Source organism: Congregibacter sp., from assembly GCF_045107095.1.
GTDB lineage: Bacteria > Pseudomonadota > Gammaproteobacteria > Pseudomonadales > Halieaceae > Congregibacter.
Genome location: NZ_JBGCFU010000036.1, coordinates 90,765 through 106,081 on the forward strand (window position 1 = coordinate 90,765; position 15,317 = coordinate 106,081).

General features: G+C 54.7%; 15 protein-coding genes. 8 read left to right on the forward strand and 7 right to left on the reverse strand.

Annotation, left to right across the window (positions count from 1 at the left end; genetic code table 11):
* Positions 1 to 3 precede the first annotated feature (3 nt).
* The 4 genes from AB8B76_RS07020 (at position 4) to AB8B76_RS07035 (ending at position 3,708) form a co-directional block, all read left to right on the forward strand.
* The gene (locus tag AB8B76_RS07020; protein ID WP_405271357.1) at positions 4 to 798 is read left to right on the forward strand and encodes an MBL fold metallo-hydrolase; all 795 of its coding nucleotides are present in this window, start codon (positions 4 to 6) and stop codon (positions 796 to 798) included.
* 68 nt (positions 799 to 866) lie between these two features.
* Positions 867 to 2,036: a hypothetical protein gene (locus tag AB8B76_RS07025; protein ID WP_405271307.1), complete on the forward strand. Its 1,170-nt coding sequence runs from the start codon at positions 867 to 869 to the stop codon at positions 2,034 to 2,036.
* Positions 2,027 to 2,899 carry a class I SAM-dependent methyltransferase gene (locus AB8B76_RS07030; protein ID WP_405271358.1) on the forward strand — a complete coding sequence of 291 codons (873 nt, stop codon included), beginning with the start codon at positions 2,027 to 2,029 and terminating at the stop codon, positions 2,897 to 2,899. The genes AB8B76_RS07025 and AB8B76_RS07030 overlap by 10 nt, the downstream gene beginning before the upstream one ends.
* A 41-nt stretch (positions 2,900 to 2,940) precedes the next feature.
* Positions 2,941 to 3,708, forward strand: a complete 768-nt coding sequence (locus AB8B76_RS07035) for an SDR family NAD(P)-dependent oxidoreductase (RefSeq protein ID WP_405271308.1) — start codon at positions 2,941 to 2,943, stop codon at positions 3,706 to 3,708.
* A gap of 84 nt (positions 3,709 to 3,792) precedes the next feature.
* On the opposite strand, the gene dapE is transcribed toward AB8B76_RS07035, so the two are convergent.
* The 7 genes from dapE to map form a co-directional block, all read right to left on the reverse strand.
* Entirely contained in the window at positions 3,793 to 4,959 is a 1,167-nt protein-coding gene (gene dapE, locus AB8B76_RS07040; RefSeq protein ID WP_405271309.1) for a succinyl-diaminopimelate desuccinylase, read from the reverse strand.
* Between the two features lie 14 nt (positions 4,960 to 4,973).
* Positions 4,974 to 5,987: a 2,3,4,5-tetrahydropyridine-2,6-dicarboxylate N-succinyltransferase gene (gene dapD, locus AB8B76_RS07045; RefSeq protein ID WP_405271310.1), complete on the reverse strand. Its 1,014-nt coding sequence runs from the start codon at positions 5,985 to 5,987 to the stop codon at positions 4,974 to 4,976.
* A gap of 32 nt (positions 5,988 to 6,019) precedes the next feature.
* The gene (locus AB8B76_RS07050; RefSeq protein ID WP_405271311.1) at positions 6,020 to 6,367 is read right to left on the reverse strand and encodes a Spx/MgsR family RNA polymerase-binding regulatory protein; all 348 of its coding nucleotides are present in this window, start codon (positions 6,365 to 6,367) and stop codon (positions 6,020 to 6,022) included.
* A gap of 43 nt (positions 6,368 to 6,410) precedes the next feature.
* Positions 6,411 to 7,064, reverse strand: coding sequence for an endonuclease III (gene nth, locus AB8B76_RS07055; RefSeq protein ID WP_405271312.1), 654 nt, complete (start codon positions 7,062 to 7,064; stop codon positions 6,411 to 6,413).
* Between the two features lie 71 nt (positions 7,065 to 7,135).
* Positions 7,136 to 8,326, reverse strand: coding sequence for a succinyldiaminopimelate transaminase (gene dapC, locus AB8B76_RS07060; RefSeq protein ID WP_405271313.1), 1,191 nt, complete (start codon positions 8,324 to 8,326; stop codon positions 7,136 to 7,138).
* A 1-nt stretch (position 8,327) separates the two neighbouring features.
* Positions 8,328 to 10,997 (reverse strand): [protein-PII] uridylyltransferase, encoded by a 2,670-nt coding sequence (gene glnD, locus AB8B76_RS07065; RefSeq protein ID WP_405271314.1) that lies wholly within the window; start codon positions 10,995 to 10,997, stop codon positions 8,328 to 8,330.
* A 6-nt stretch (positions 10,998 to 11,003) separates the two neighbouring features.
* Positions 11,004 to 11,777, reverse strand: coding sequence for a type I methionyl aminopeptidase (gene map / locus AB8B76_RS07070; RefSeq protein WP_405271315.1), 774 nt, complete (start codon positions 11,775 to 11,777; stop codon positions 11,004 to 11,006).
* A 328-nt stretch (positions 11,778 to 12,105) separates the two neighbouring features.
* Here map and rpsB point away from each other — a divergent pair, with 328 nt between their 5' ends.
* From rpsB to frr, 4 genes are all read left to right on the forward strand, one after another.
* Positions 12,106 to 12,915, forward strand: coding sequence for a 30S ribosomal protein S2 (gene rpsB, locus AB8B76_RS07075; protein ID WP_405271316.1), 810 nt, complete (start codon positions 12,106 to 12,108; stop codon positions 12,913 to 12,915).
* A gap of 101 nt (positions 12,916 to 13,016) precedes the next feature.
* The gene (tsf, locus tag AB8B76_RS07080) at positions 13,017 to 13,874 is read left to right on the forward strand and encodes a translation elongation factor Ts (RefSeq protein ID WP_405271317.1); all 858 of its coding nucleotides are present in this window, start codon (positions 13,017 to 13,019) and stop codon (positions 13,872 to 13,874) included.
* Between the two features lie 131 nt (positions 13,875 to 14,005).
* On the forward strand, positions 14,006 to 14,731 hold the full coding sequence (gene pyrH, locus AB8B76_RS07085) for a UMP kinase (protein WP_405271318.1): 726 nt from the start codon (positions 14,006 to 14,008) through the stop codon (positions 14,729 to 14,731).
* 26 nt (positions 14,732 to 14,757) lie between these two features.
* Positions 14,758 to 15,315: a ribosome recycling factor gene (frr, locus tag AB8B76_RS07090; protein ID WP_405271320.1), complete on the forward strand. Its 558-nt coding sequence runs from the start codon at positions 14,758 to 14,760 to the stop codon at positions 15,313 to 15,315.
* The last annotated feature ends 2 nt before the right edge of the window (positions 15,316 to 15,317 follow it).

Genomic DNA, 15,317 nt, shown 5'->3' on the forward strand with positions numbered 1-15,317 from the left:
AGGATGGCGTCATTGGGTAGCGGTAGCCGAGGCAACGCAACCCTTCTGCAGGCCGATGAGAGCTGTGTGTTAGTGGATTGTGGATTTACCCTGCGGGAAATCCAGCGTCGCGCCTCACAAAGGGACTTTGATCTCGCAGATCTCGACGCGATCCTGGTTACTCACGAGCACAGCGACCATTCGAGTGGAGTTGCCGCCCTCGCTAGACACTGCGATATCCCGGTTTATCTCACACACGGCACGCTGGCCAGTGGTCGAGTGTCAAACTGCCCGCAAGTACGGACCTTCAACGGCGATACCCAGCTTCACATTGGGGCCTTTAAAGTACATGCGGTGACTGTGCCTCATGACGCGCGGGAGCCGGTGCAGTACTGTTTTGAGTACGCCGATCAGCGTGCCGGTGTACTGACGGACTTGGGGTCTGTCACGTCGCATGTGCGTAATGCCTTCGATGACTGTGATTTGCTGCTCCTTGAATTTAATCACGATCGCAGACTGCTGGCAGATGGTCCTTATCCGATCTCGCTCAAGCGGCGAGTCGGTGGAGATTGGGGGCACCTGTCCAACACGCAGGCCGCGGAGCTTTTGGGCCAGTTGAACCTCTCCCGCCTAAAGCATCTCGCCATTGCCCACATCAGTGAGAAAAACAACAGTCGCGAGAGCGTGGAGACACAGCTGCGCGAGTTGGATCCCACTCTACTGGATAGAACGGTGTGGGCGACTCAGGCTGAGGGCTTTGACTGGATAGATCCTTCCGTCATGACGCCGTCCTGGGACACCCACCTTGAATCTGTCTAGACACCATTACTGGCGTCTCACAGCGCCGAGAGTGCATACTAGATCTGCTCAATTTTCGCGAGGCTACCGTGTCTAAAGACCCCATCAGTATTGTGCAGCGAGGGAACCTGCAAAATCTGGAGAAGACCCTGCGAAAGCAGTGGCGTCTTGGCCAAAGCATTGTGTTGTGCTGGTGCTGGGATGAGCGGGGCCTGCTGGTGATTTTTGTGCCGCACTACTTCTTGGGAAACTATTGCGCCCACCGCGATGACCCGGAAGTCTCCACTGAAAATGAAAACTACATACGAGCTTTAATTTCAGGGCGGCGTCGCAAGAGCCGCGAGGAATTGTTCGCCGTGGCCGTTCGTCTTAGTGTCTCGCCCACGTTCATCAAGCTTGAGAATCCCCTTGATGAGTCTATTGCGGTTATGCGCGGCGTCGAAGAGATTATTCGACGCTATGGCCTGAGCTTTGTTGAGCGTCGCGGTGTCCTGCTTTTTGATATAGCGGATTTCTCGTTGTTTAGTTCTTTCGAACAAGCGAGTCAGCTGAACAGCCTTTCCTACTCTATGAACTCCGTTTACAACAAGCTCGCGGCGCGGGGTATGGAGATCAATTTTGCCCGCACAACGACCGGTGACGGCTACTACGTGTGGAACCGGGATAATCATCCCCAATCTGACCAGGAGCTATTTTTGTTTTTGCAGCTGGTCTTGGCGGACAATGCTCTCGCGCGTGCTGCTTCCCGGGGTAATACGGTGCCGGTGATCAGGGCGGCATTCCATATTGGCAGTCACTATGAGCTCTATCAGGCCGAGGGTGTAAACCCTACGGTCTTTAGCTACATCGTGGGAGATGTGACTATCGAGCTGGCTCGAATTCTCGAGCGAACCTTGCCGGGACAGGTGATGCTCGGTGACTTCGGCGCTTGTGCCGGCGAGGAGCATGGAAGCGCCGAGTTTGTGAAAAGCTGCGTCGAAGCCGCAAAGGCGCTGGAAGGTCTTACGCTCATGGGCAAACCTTTGCGCTCCCTGCGCAACTGGTTGTCCCGGGACGCGTCGGCAGATGCCGAAGGGCAGCCTCTGGATGTGAGTATCACGGACAAGCATGGAATCAAGCATCATGCTTACAATTTACAGGGTGAGCTGGAGTTTGATGACTCCACGCTGACCTTAGGTATGACCCCCGAAGAATTTAGTGAGGCTCTGGAGAAGAACATGCCTCGAGGAAACGGCAAATCCGATTCTTGGTGGGTGTGATCCCGGCGGCGCAAGACGCGTTTTCAGCCGGCGAATCAGCGGTCTTTTTACAAGAACAAGTACAAGACCATGCACAGCGCTTTGCAGAGCGCTTGGCTGTTCCTTTATTAGACGCTTCGACTTGCGCTAAAGATCTTGAGCCTGGTCACGCAGTTATTCAGTTTAAGGGCAAGGTCCCTGCGATTCAGTTAACCGGCCGTGACGTACCGGGCGCGGTGACTGTGGATTTTGCTGACAAATCGATGGCCAACCGACGTCGCTCCGGTCATAACGAACTTTTGGGAAAGGCCGTGGGCTGGAAGCAAGCGCATGCCCCGAGCGTGCTTGATGCGACCGGAGGCTTTGGGCGCGACGCTTTTTTGCTCGCGGATCTAGGTTGCAGGGTTGACGTTTGCGAGCGAAATTCTGCTATGGCGCTCCTTTTTGAGGATGCCCTGGCTCGTGCGGCTGCATCCGAGGATAGCTGGCTTACATCCGTTGTGGAACGCATGAATCTTCATCATCAGGACGCACAAACTCTCAATTTCTCGGTATTGGAGGCCGTGGAGGTCATTTACCTGGACCCCATGTTTCCCCTGGACCGCCGAGCCGCACCTGCCAAGGAGATGCAGGTGCTTCATCAGCTCCTGGCTACTCAAACCCCTGAGCCTTTGCCGCCGGGCGGGGAAAAGCGCGGTGTAGGCGAAAACGGCGGCCTTGCTCGCGAGGCCTATGATTCCGCTCTATTGGCATGGGCTAGAGCGCAGGAGGTACGGCGAGTTGTGGTTAAGCGCCCTCGTCGAGCGCCGGAAATAGGCGGTCCATCACCCGGACATTCCTTGAGTGGTAAGTCTGTGCGTTTTGATGTGTATCCCGTCTCCTAGGAGATGAGACTTTTTTATAGCAACAAAAAGGATATTGAACAGTGAGTAAAAGTTTTCATGCAGTAGTAACAGGAGCGTCCGCGGGACTTGGGGATGCCTTTGTGCGGCAGCTGGCGCAACGCTGCGACAGCATGTTGGTTGTGGCGAGGCGCGCTGATCGTCTCCGGGATCTCGCGGCGGAACTTGCGAATCAATGCTCGCTCGAAACGATTGGGGCGGATCTTGCGACAATCGAGGGGCAGGCACGGGTGGTGGAGGCTATTCGTCAGGGCCCTGCCGTTGATCTACTGGTAAACAACGCCGGCTACTCGACCATCGGTCCCTATGCGGACAGTGATCTGGATGACGAGCTCGGTATGCTGCGCCTTCATAACGAGGCAACAATGGTGCTAACGCGAGCGGCGCTGCCGGCGATGATCGAGCAGGGCAGTGGGGCGGTTATCAACGTCGCTTCCGTTGCAGGGCTGGTAAGTACTCCCAATGTCGCGGCCTACGGCGCAACCAAGGCCTTTTTGGTGAGTTTTACCCGCGCTCTACGCCAGGAGCTCAAAGAGAGTGGTTTGCGCGTGCAGTGCCTCTGCCCGGGCTATACGCGCTCAGAAATCCACAGTCGTGAGACCATGGCTGATTTCGACGTAAACATCGTGCCGGATAAGCTGTGGATGGAGTCCGATGAGGTGGTCGCTGAGAGTCTCGCGGCTATTGTGGATGATGCGGATCAATGGCTGGTGGTATCTGGCGAGCACAACCGCAAAATTGTCGCGCGGGAGATGGACGCCCTGCGAGCGGATTTGCACTATCCGAGCTAGCCTCTGGTGACCTCTAGCTTTTGGCGAGAAGTCTTTCAATACTCGTGAAGCTCGTGGGTCCGGCTCGTTAGGGACGACCGGAGCCTATAGCAAACGAGTGAGGATGCCCTCGTACATTGTTGACAACTTTGCCAGATCATCCACTTTTACGCGCTCGTTGACGCGATGAATGCTGGCGTTAATCGGTCCCAGCTCGACGAGTTGAGCTCCATAGGGAGCGATGAACCGTCCATCCGAAGTGCCACCGCTGGTTGATAGCGCGGTCTCAACACTATCGACGGCGCGCACCGCGGCCCGGCAGGCTTCTGTTAGTGCCCCTTCACCGGTGATAAAGGGGTTGCCACTCAGGTTCCATTGAATCTCCGTATTCAATGCATGCTTCTCGAGAATCGCCTCTACCGCAGTTTGTAGGCCTTCAGCCGTTTGTTCCGTGGAAAAGCGAAAGTTAATGAGTAGCTCTGCATGCCCGGGGATTACATTGGTGACCCCCGTGCCACTGTGAAAGTTGGTGATCTGAAAGCTGGTAGCAGGGAAGTACTCATTGCCCTCATCCCACTGCCGAGATACCAACTCCTGTAAGGCGGGTAGGGCGCGGTGCAAAGGGTTATCGGCATGCTGGGGGTAGGCCACGTGGCCTTGGCGACCCAGCAGCTTCACCGCGCCATTCAGAGAGCCTCGACGGCCGTTTTTAATGGTGTCGCCCAATACCTCCGCGCTGGAGGGCTCGCCCACAACGCAATAGTCAATGTCGATCTTGTGTTCGTTTAGCCACTCCATCACTCGCACCGTGCCATTGGTGGCCGGGCCTTCTTCATCAGACGTGATAAGAAACCCTATCTTGCCGTGCGGGTCGCGATTTTTTTCTTCGCAGTTTTTCAGGAATCTTTCACAGGCGGTGACCATCGCCGCCAAGCTTCCCTTCATATCGGCCGCGCCACGGCCATAGAGATGTCCATCGCGCACCATGGGTACATAGGGATCACTATCCCATTCACTCAGGGGCCCCGGAGGCACCACATCAGTATGGCCGGCAAACACGATTAAAGGACCTTCGCTGCCCCACTCGGCCCAGAAGTTCTCGGTATCGCCGAATGGCAGGGGCGTACAGCGAAAGCCAAGCGCATCGAGGCGCTGCATCATCACGCTTTGACAACCCGCATCTTCGGGCGTTACCGAGGCGCGAGCGATAAGCTCACAGGCAAGTTCGAAAGTGTCGTCGCTCAGAGCGGTAGTTTGCATGGTCTCAGGCATGGCTATTTTGCACTTTAGTCATTGGCATGGAGTTCGGCGTTGAGTTGTACCGAGGTTTTGTTGGTAAGGCATTCAACGGCGCCGCTAAGGCTATTGCGGCGAAACAGCAGGTCGGACATTCCCTGGAGGTTGCGTGCAGCAAGAGTCTCGGTGACTGCCCCCCCCGCGTCGAGCATCGTTACTTTTGTGCCCGAGGTGACATACAGACCTGACTCAACGATGCAGCGATCGCCTAGGGGGATACCTATTCCGGCATTGGCGCCGATGAGACACTGCTTGCCCACGGATATAATGATGTTGCCGCCGCCTGAGAGCGTGCCCATGGTCGAGCTACCACCGCCCAAATCTGAATCTGCGCCTACAAGTACTCCGGCCGATACGCGTCCCTCAATCATGCCCGGACCCATAGTGCCGGCATTGAAGTTGATGAATCCTTCATGCATAACCGTTGTGCCTTCGCCGACATAGGCGCCCAGGCGAACTCTGGCTGTGTGTGCAATACGTACACCTGTAGGCACTACGTAGTTGGTCATCTTGGGGAACTTATCGACGCAGCTCACTTCCAAAACCTCTCCGCGAAGCCGCGCGTCCAGCTGTCGCTCTGCTAACTCACCAAGAGCAATGGCACCTCTATTAGTCCAGGCCACATTGGGGAGTACACCGAATACGCCCTGAAGTGCAGTCTCCTGCGGCTTTACGAGTCGGTGAGAGAGAAGGTGGAGCTTTAAATATGCTGCCGGCACGGTATCTGGTGCCACATCGTCTTTTAGGCAGACCGCGACCGCTGGTTGGTCGCTGTCTCCGATTTTCCGGGCCAGAGATGCAAGTTCGCCATGTCCCGACGCTTCGCACTCGTTCGCCAGAGCCTGGAGATCGTCCCGGCTCAAGGTTTTGTCAGAAGAGAGCTCTCCAAAGCAGGCCGCGAGCGAGGATGGGGGCGTTATTACCGGTGAAGGAAAAAACACGTCCAGCCAGTTGCCGTCCCGGTCCTGGGTTCCGAGGCCGAGGCCTAGTGCGTATGCGTCCATCCCTAAATCTCCTAAGTGTAAATGTTCGGGGCTCAGCCCAGTAGCGTTGCGAAGCGCGATTCATTGAATCCGAATTCCAGTACCTTGTCGCTCTCCAGCACCGGACGCTTGATAAGCGTCGGGGACTCTATCGCCGCAGCCGCAGCGGAAGCTCGATCCATAGACTCGCGCGCGTCTACCGAGAGCGCCTTCCAGCTAGTGCTACGACGATTAATAACTGTGTCCCAACTCTCTGCTTCCAGCCAACGTTCGACGGTCGCCAGCTTCAGCCCATCCTGACGAAAGTCGTGGAACTCATAGTCGATGCCCTGAGCATCTAGCCAGCGACGAGCTTTACGCACGGTGTCGCAATTACTGATGCCATAAAGCGTGATCGTCATTTTCTATACCCCGTAAAAAGGGCGGGGAATATAGCAAATATCCTTAAGCTTTGCGGGTGACCTTGGGGTTCTTTCTATTGGGATAACAGTGCTGGCAAATTTCGCAGACGCGGCCATCACAGCCTCGTGCACTGCAGAACTCCCTCCCATAGAAGATGATTTGCAGATGCAATCGGTTCCAATATTCCTCGGGGAACAGTTTCTTGAGGTCGCGCTCTGTTTGCACAACACTCTTTCCTGAGCTTAAGCCCCAGCGCTGAGCGAGGCGATGAATATGCGTATCCACCGGGAACGCGGGAACGCCAAAGGCCTGAGACATCACTACGCTAGCAGTCTTATGGCCGACCCCCGGTAAGCGTTCTAATGCGTCCATGTCCTCGGGGACTTCACCGTCGTGTTCCTCGATGAGTATCTGCGACAAGCCGGCGATGGCTTTGGACTTTTGCGGGGATAGACCGCAGGGCCGAATAATTGTACGAATGTCTTCGACACTGAGCAGTAACATAGCTTGAGGTGTGGAGGCTCTGGCAAACAGTGCAGGGGTCACCTGATTGACCCGCTCGTCGGTGCACTGTGCGCTGAGGAGTACCGCGATAAGCAAGGTAAAGGGATCGCTATGATCCAGAGGGACCGGTGTCTCCGGGTACAGTTCCTGAAGTCTTTGCAGAATATAGCTAGCGCGTTCGGCTTTTAGCATTAGGTTACTTTGTTCAAGGGGTCGAGGGAGGTCTGCTATCTACGCTGCTGTATGTGGCGCTGCATACACCGCTACAGACGACGCACAAAGCCAGCTATGCGCTCTGCGGCTTCGATACAGTCTTTCAGTTCGGCTACCAACGCCATACGAACGCGACCCTTCCCCGGGTTAACTCCGCCATTGTCGTGGCTCAGATAGCTACCGGGAAGCACAAGAACCCCGGCTTCAGCATACAGTCGCCGTGCAAATGTTGCGTCGTCAACGGGGACTCGAGGCCAGAGGTAGAACGCGCCTGCCGGATTATTTAACTCCAGCACGGGGTCGAGAATGTCACGAACTGCGGAAAATTTTTCGCGGTAGCGGTCTCGATTTTCAAGGACATGTTCTTCGTCATTCCATGCGATGGTACTCGCCAGCTGATGGTGAGGTGGCATGGCAGAGCCGTGATAACCGCGATAGCGTAAAAACTGGGCGATTATGTCGGCGTCGCCAGCCGCAAATCCGGAGCGCATACCTGGGAGATTTGATCGCTTTGATAGAGAGTGCATGCTGATGCAGTTCTTGTAACTATCGTGGCCCATGTCGGCGCAGGCCGCTAGCAAGCCTGTTGGGGCTGCATTCTCGTCGGGATAAATCTCTGAGTAACATTCATCGGAAACCAGAACCACGTCATGCTCGATGGCCTTCTGAACAAATCGCTGTAAGAGCGCTGTATCCATGACAGCCCCAGTCGGATTGCTTGGAGAGCAGAGATACAGTAGCCGCATTGCATCCCATTCGCGGAAACTTAAGGCTTCCGGATCGGGCAAGAACCCCGTGCTCTCATCGGTATTCAGAAGAATGCTTTGTCCCCCGGCCAGAAGCGCTGCACCTTCGTAGATTTGATAGAAGGGGTTCGGGGAGCCCACTAGAGCATTTTGCTGGTGTCCTACGCAGGTTTGCGCGATGGCAAAAAGCGCTTCTCGCGTGCCGTTGACAGGGAGCACCTGACTCTCTGGATCCACAGCACGCAGCGAGTGACGATCACATAGCCATCGCGCCTGGGACTCTCGCAAGGCCTGACTGCCACGGGTTGTTGGATACTTGGCAAGAAGATCCAGATTGTCAGTAAGTGCTTTCACAACAATCTCCGGTGGAGCATGCTGCGGTTCGCCGATAGACAGTTTTAGCAGGCGTTGATCTGCGGGAGGCGGGTGTCCCTCAAGAAGGTCAGCCAGCCGCTCGAAGGGATAAGGCTTTAACAGGTCGAGATCCGGGTTCACTTCAATGCGACTCTTGGGAGTCGAGCGTATCTCGAATAGCTGACTGAATCTGTTCTGCTAGCTGCTCGTCCGCAATAGGCTGTCGGTCTGTATCTGTGACAAAGAATACGTCCTCGACGCGCTCTCCCAGCGTTTGAATCTTTGCTGCCTCGCAGATCACGCCAAATTCTACAAATACCTCGCCGATACGTGCCAGCAGTCCAGGGCGGTCTAGAGAAATCACTTCCAATACAGATACTTCCCGTGCTGGATCTACCCGCATGCTCGTTTCGGTGTCTAAGCGGAAGGACCTTACCCTTCGGGGTGTGAGTCTCGTTGATATGGCGTTGCTGTCAGTCTCTGGCGACAGCTTTTCATTGAGGTAGGTCGTAATGTGCCGGAGTCTATCCGCGTCTTCCACAGCTTTACCGCTGGAGTCCAGAACAAAGTAAGTGTCCAGACTCATACCGTCGCTGCCGTGGTAAATCCGTGCGTCGTGAACACTAAGATCCAGCTGTTCGATTCTGGAGCAGGTGCGAGAGAAAGTTCCGATGTCGAAGCTTGCATAGATGAATATCTGAGTGGTGTTCGCAACACTGGATTCCACGCCATTACGTACCAGAATCAAAGGTTGACTCTGGTCCTGATGATCAGCGATCGCCTCAGTGTGCCAGGCAATATCTTCTGCTTTTTCGCGCAAAAAATAGTCCTCGCCGCGTTGCTGCCAAAGCGACGAAAGCTCACTTTCCGTAAAACCTCGATACTCGAGGATTTTGGCTGCTGCCTCTCGGGTCTCCGCGATCCAATCCTGCTTGTCTACCGGGTTTTCCAGTCCACGTCTCAACGCCCGTTTGCTCTCGGTATACAGCTGCCTCAGCAGGCTGCCGCGCCAGGCGTTCCAGAGTTTGGGGTTTGTGCCATTGATATCTGCAACAGTAAGGGCGAATAAGTAGTCGAGGCGATTTTGATCACCCACGTGTTCAGCAAACTCCTGCACCACGTCGGGGTCCGAGATATCCTTGCGTTGCGAAACAGCCGACATGAAAAGGTGGTTGCGTACTAACCATTCCACGAGGTTGGTATCCCGGCGGCTAAGGCCGTGATCTTCACAAAAGGTCCTGGCGTCTACAGCGCCGAGTTCCGAATGATCTCCGCCGCGGCCTTTGCCGATGTCATGGAAAAGCCCGGTTATGTACAAAAGCTCAATTTTTGGCAGGCGGCGAGCGACTCTACTGGTAACCGGGAAGCGTTCGTCGTTTTCAGGTTTTAGAAAGCGCCTGATGTTTTCGATGACTTGCAGGGTGTGCGCGTCGACGGTGTAGCTGTGGAACAGGTCGTGCTGCATTTGACCAACAATCTGCCCGTAGGCAGGTAGGTAGCGCCCCAATATTCCGTAGCGTGACATTCGCCGCAGCTGCCGTGTGAGGCGATTGTTCGATCGCAAAACCTCAAGAAACAACTGTTTGTTTTGATCGTTGCGGCGAAAATCATCATCAATGAGATGGCGGTGCTCACGGATCAGGCGGATTGTTTCCGCCGCAATCCCTAAAGCTTGAGGGTTGTTCCCCGCGTGGAGGAATACTTCAAGAAGCGCTCCCGGGTATTCTTCAAATACCGTGTCCCGCTTTGCGCAAATGTAGCCGTTACGGAGTTCGAACCATTCGTTGATATCAAGCACGGCATCTGCCGTACCCGCTTGCAAAACCGCTTGGTCGAAACTCAGCATTAATACTTCGTTCAATTGGGATAGTGCCAGTGCCCAGCGATAATAGAGCTGCATAAATTGCTCTACCGCGAGTTTGTCGCCGTCAACAAAGCCCCACAGGCGAGCAAGTTCCCTTTGATGGTCAAACAGTAAGCGATCTTCTTCTCGGCCAGTGATCATGTGCAGCGCGTAACGCACACGCCACATAAATTCCTGACCATGAATGACCGTGGTGGCCTCGGCGTCCGTCAGGAACTCGTTGGCGGTAAGTTCTGCAACGGAGCTCCAGCCGAAGTGTCGTTGTGCCAGCCAGCCAATGAGCTGCAAATCCCTTAGACCGCCGGGAGAACCCTTTACATTGGGTTCGAGGCTGTACTCCGTATCCCCAAACTTAGCGTGGCGAGCTTCCTGTTCAGTGAGTTTGGCACTAAAAAATGCGTCTGGAGCCCACATTTCTGTGTCTTGAGTTCCTTCAGCGACAGCATCTAATAATCGCTGCTCGCCCAAGAGTAGTCTGGCTTCGATAAGATTGGTGAGGACAGTGACGTCATTGAGTGCCTGAGAAATACACTCCGCAACGCTGCGAACGCTATGACCTATCTGCAGCCCGAGGTCCCAGAGGAGAGTCAAGAAACTCTCAAGGCTCCTGCTGTCTTCCTCGTTTTCCCCATCGCGCAGTATGAGTAAGTCGATGTCAGAGTGCGGATGCAGCTCCCCGCGGCCGTACCCGCCCACTGCAACGAGTGCAATGCGCTTTTCAGGGAGTTCGAGAGTTTCCCAGGCATGTCGCAATACATCGTCGATCAATGCGGCTCTAGCGCGAAGGAGCTCGCCCGCGCTGCGTCCTTCGCGGAAGTCATTATCCAGCTGCTCGGAGACTCGCTGGAGAGCCTCGCGCAGTTCAGGTATGAGGCCGGACTGCGTGCCCTCTTTTAGAATGGCATGAAGGTCAAAGGGGGCGATGGTTTCGGCGACAGCGGTGTCCATGATTGATCAAAGCGTCTCTTCGCTGCGGCGAGTGAACACCTCGCAGCCGTCTTCTGTCACGCCCAGGGTGTGCTCCCACTGAGCAGAGAGTCGCCCGTCCCGCGTGGTCACGGTCCAGCCATCTCTAGCGTTGAGCTTGGTGTGACGTTTGCCGGCGTTGATCATGGGTTCAATGGTGAACGTCATGCCCGGTTGCAACACCAGTCCTGTATTGGGCCTTCCGTAGTGCAAGACCTGAGGATCCTCGTGAAACACCTTTCCGATCCCGTGTCCGCAATACTCTCGAACGACGGAGTAATAGTTACTCTCAGCGTACTGTTGGATGACGCTACCTATGTCGCCGAGTCGCGCGCCGGGCTTGACCAGTGCTATTGCCTTATACAGACATTCTTGGGTGATTTGCATGAGGCGTTCCGCGTGGGGCGGTACATCGCCTACGCCAACCATGATGCTGGTGTCGCCGTGATAGCCATCTTTGATCACTGTGACATCTATGTTGATGATGTCGCCGCTGCGCAGTTTTTTGCTGTCCGAAGGAATGCCATGGCAAACCACTTCGTTGACGGAGGTGCAGATAGATTTTGGAAAGCCGTTGTAATTCAGTGGGGCCGGGATCGCGTCCAAATTCTCTGTGATGTAGTCGTGGCAAATTTTATCCAGCTCACCCGTGGTTACACCGGGCACGGCCAGGGGCCGAATCATCTCCAGTACTTCTGCGGCCATTGCACCGGCGACGCGCATCCGTGCGAGTTCTTCTTCGCTTTTGATTGATACAGACATTTTCGACTCTTTCGGACAACCCTAGCGGGTGTTTTACTGATGATTCTTGATGTTAGGGGGCTCACTAAACTGCGGACCGCCCTCGATAGCGGCAGCATTGTAGCCTAAGAAGGGCCTTCGGGCATCTGATTGGTAGTTTTTCTGGAGTTGGCTGATGTCTTGTGCTATAAAGCGCGCCGCCGTATTTGGGGAGTTCCAAAACGGCCAACGACGCCCGCATGCCAAAACCTTCTGCAGGGTGCTCTCAAAGCAGGCTTATAGTCTGGCTTTCGAGGGTTTGCAGCTGGGGTGTGTGGAAGACTAACCCGTTAAAAAATCAGGTAATTTTATGTCACAGGTAAGCATGCGAGACCTGCTCCAGGCTGGAGCACACTTTGGTCACCAAACCCGGTACTGGAATCCTAAGATGGATCAGTACATATTCGGCGACCGCAACAAGATCCACATTATCAATCTCGAGTACACCGTTCCTGCGTTCAATGAAGCGCTGGATATGGTTAAGCGATTGGCATCCTCCAAGAACAAAATCATGTTCGTCGGCACCAAGCGTGCGGCAGGCAAGATAATGAAAGAGCAGGCGGAACGCGCCGGAATGCCTTACGTCAGCCATCGCTGGCTGGGCGGAATGCTCACCAACTACAAGACGATCCGCGCTTCTATCAAGCGCCTGCGAGAGCTTGAAGCGCAGCAGTCGGATGGCACTTTTGCGGCGCTTACTAAGAAAGAAGCCCTCATGCGTGCACGTCAAATGGAAAAGCTCGAGCGCAGCATCGGTGGTATCAAGGACATGGGTGGCTTACCCGATGCACTGTTCGTTGTCGATGTTGACCACGAGCGCATTGCGATCACTGAGGCGAACAAGCTGGGTATTCCTGTTATCGGCGTTGTCGATACAAATAGCGATCCCGACGGTGTTGACTACGTCATTCCTGGAAACGACGACGCCATTCGCGCTATCAAGCTTTACGTCACTGCAGTGGCTGACGCGTGTATCGCGGGCAAGGTTGAGGCCGGTGGAGCTGTACCTGTAAAGGATGAGTTCGTTGAAGAAGCTGCTGCTGCAGCTGAACCCGCCGCTGCGGAAGCTCCTGCTGAGCCTGTGGCGGCAGCAGAGGAAGCCCCTGCGACCGACGCCTGATCACTGACCTGGTCACATCGTTCATCGTAAGTTGAAGTTCCACGATTTATTGAAAATCCAATCGGGCGCCGTGTATCGGCGCCCCTACGGGAGAATATTGCATGTCAGCCTCACAGGTTAAGGAGCTCCGAGAGCGCACAGGTCTCGGTTTGATGGAGTGTAAAAAAGCGCTTAGTGCAGCCAATGGAGACATTGACGCGGCGATTGAAGAGTTGCGTAAGTCCAGCGGAATGAAGGCGGCTAAAAAAGCTGGCCGTACCGCAGCAGACGGCATCGTATCGGCACGTGTCGCTGATGATGGTAGCTACGGCGTTCTGGTAGAAGTTAATAGCGAGACTGATTTTGTTGCTCGCGATGAGAGTTTTCTAGGCTTTGTAGGGCAGGTTGTAGATCGCGCTTTCGAAACCCGCGAGACGGACGTTGCAACGCTGATGGCCGATGGCCTTGAGCAGACCCGTGAAGCGCTGGTTCAGAAGATCGGTGAAAACATCGGTGTACGCCGTATTGCCCTCACTAACGCTGAGAACGGTGTTGTTGGCGCCTACGTACACGGCAACAACCGCATCGCCGTTTTGGTAGAGCTGCAGTCTGGCGACCAGGATTTGGCTCGTGACGTTGCGATGCACGTTGCTGCGGTAAACCCCCAAGTGGTGCAGCCATCGGATATGCCTGCTGAACTGGTTGAGAAAGAAAAGGAAATCTATACCGCTCAGGCGCTTGATTCCGGTAAGCCCGCAGAGATAGTCGAGAAAATGATTGGCGGTCGAATCAAGAAGTATCTGGCAGAGAACAGCCTGGTTGATCAGGCCTTTGTAAAAGACCCTGACACAACGGTTGGCAAATTAGTTAGCAGTGCCGGCGCCAGCGTCGTGTCCTTCTCGCGTTTTGAAGTAGGAGAAGGTATTGAGGTGGAGACTGTGGACTTTGCTGCGGAAGTCGCGGCACAGCTGAAGGGCTGATAATAATCCAGCAGTTGAAAACGGGGCTCAGGCCCCGTTTTTTGTATCTGTAGTTTTTTCCATCAGTAACAGGGATTTGGCACCGCGCGGGTCGGTATTTTTAGTAGACTTGCGCGCTGGGAGGAACGTCCATGAACAAAGCTAGTGTTGAGAAGAAGTACAAGCGGATTTTGCTGAAGCTCAGCGGTGAAGCACTGACTGGCGCTGAACGCTTTGGAATAGATCCAAAGATATTGGATCAGATGGCGCTTGAGATTGGTCAGTTGGTCGGTATTGGCGTACAGGTCGGCCTTGTGGTCGGAGGAGGCAACCTGTTTCGCGGAGCAGCGTTGCAGGCGGCTGGGTTAGACCGCGTAACCGGTGATCACATGGGCATGTTGGCCACGGTCATGAATGCCCTGGCACTTAGGGATGCGCTGGAGCGATCGAACATAGCCACACAGGTGATGTCCTCGATTCCCATGAGTGGCGTTGTCGATCACTACGATCGTCGCAAAGCTATTCGCGCCTTGTCCAATGGCGATGTGGTGATTTTCTGCGCGGGCACGGGTAATCCGATGTTCACTACGGATTCGGCAGCCTGTCTTAGGGGTATCGAGGTAGAAGCGGATGTTGTGCTTAAGGCCACAAAGGTAGATGGCGTGTACTCGGCCGATCCTATGAAGGACCCAGACGCCGTTCGCTATGATCGTTTGAGTTACGACGAGGTGTTGGATCGCAAGCTGGAAGTTATGGATTTAACGGCTATTTGTCTTTGCCGTGATCATCGTATTCCCTTGCGCGTGTTTGAAATGGAAAAAGCGGGAGCGTTACTCAATATCGTCCGGGGAGGCGATGACGGAACGCTGATAGAATAGACCGTTAGATTTTTGGAGAAGCAATAGTGCTGGAAGATATTCGTAAAGACGCCGATTCCCGGATGAAAAACAGCCTGGAAGCGCTTGGCACAAACTTTAACAAGATTCGTACGGGCCGGGCTCACCCGAGTTTGCTCGATGGAATCAAAGTGTCCTACTACGGCTCGGATACGCCGCTCAGTCAAGTTGCCAATGTTAACGTCGAGGATGCTAGAACACTGTCTTTGACCGCCTGGGATAGGTCGATGATTCCGGATATCGAGCGGGCCATCATGAAGTCAGATCTCGGTCTGAATCCGGCTACGGCAGGAGAAGTGATTCGCATCCCTATGCCAGCTCTCACCGAAGAGACGCGCAAGGGTTACATCAAGCAGGCGAGAAGCGAAGCTGAGGCTGCAAGAGTATCTATTCGTAACGCCCGCAGAGACGCCATGGGCATGCTGAAAGAACTGGTCAAAGACAAAGAGATCGGCGAAGACGATGAACGTCGTGGTCAGGATCAGGTGCAAAAACTCACCGATAGTTTTGTCGCCCGTGTTGATGAAATGCTGACCGCAAAAGAAGCGGATCTTCTCGAAATCTGAGT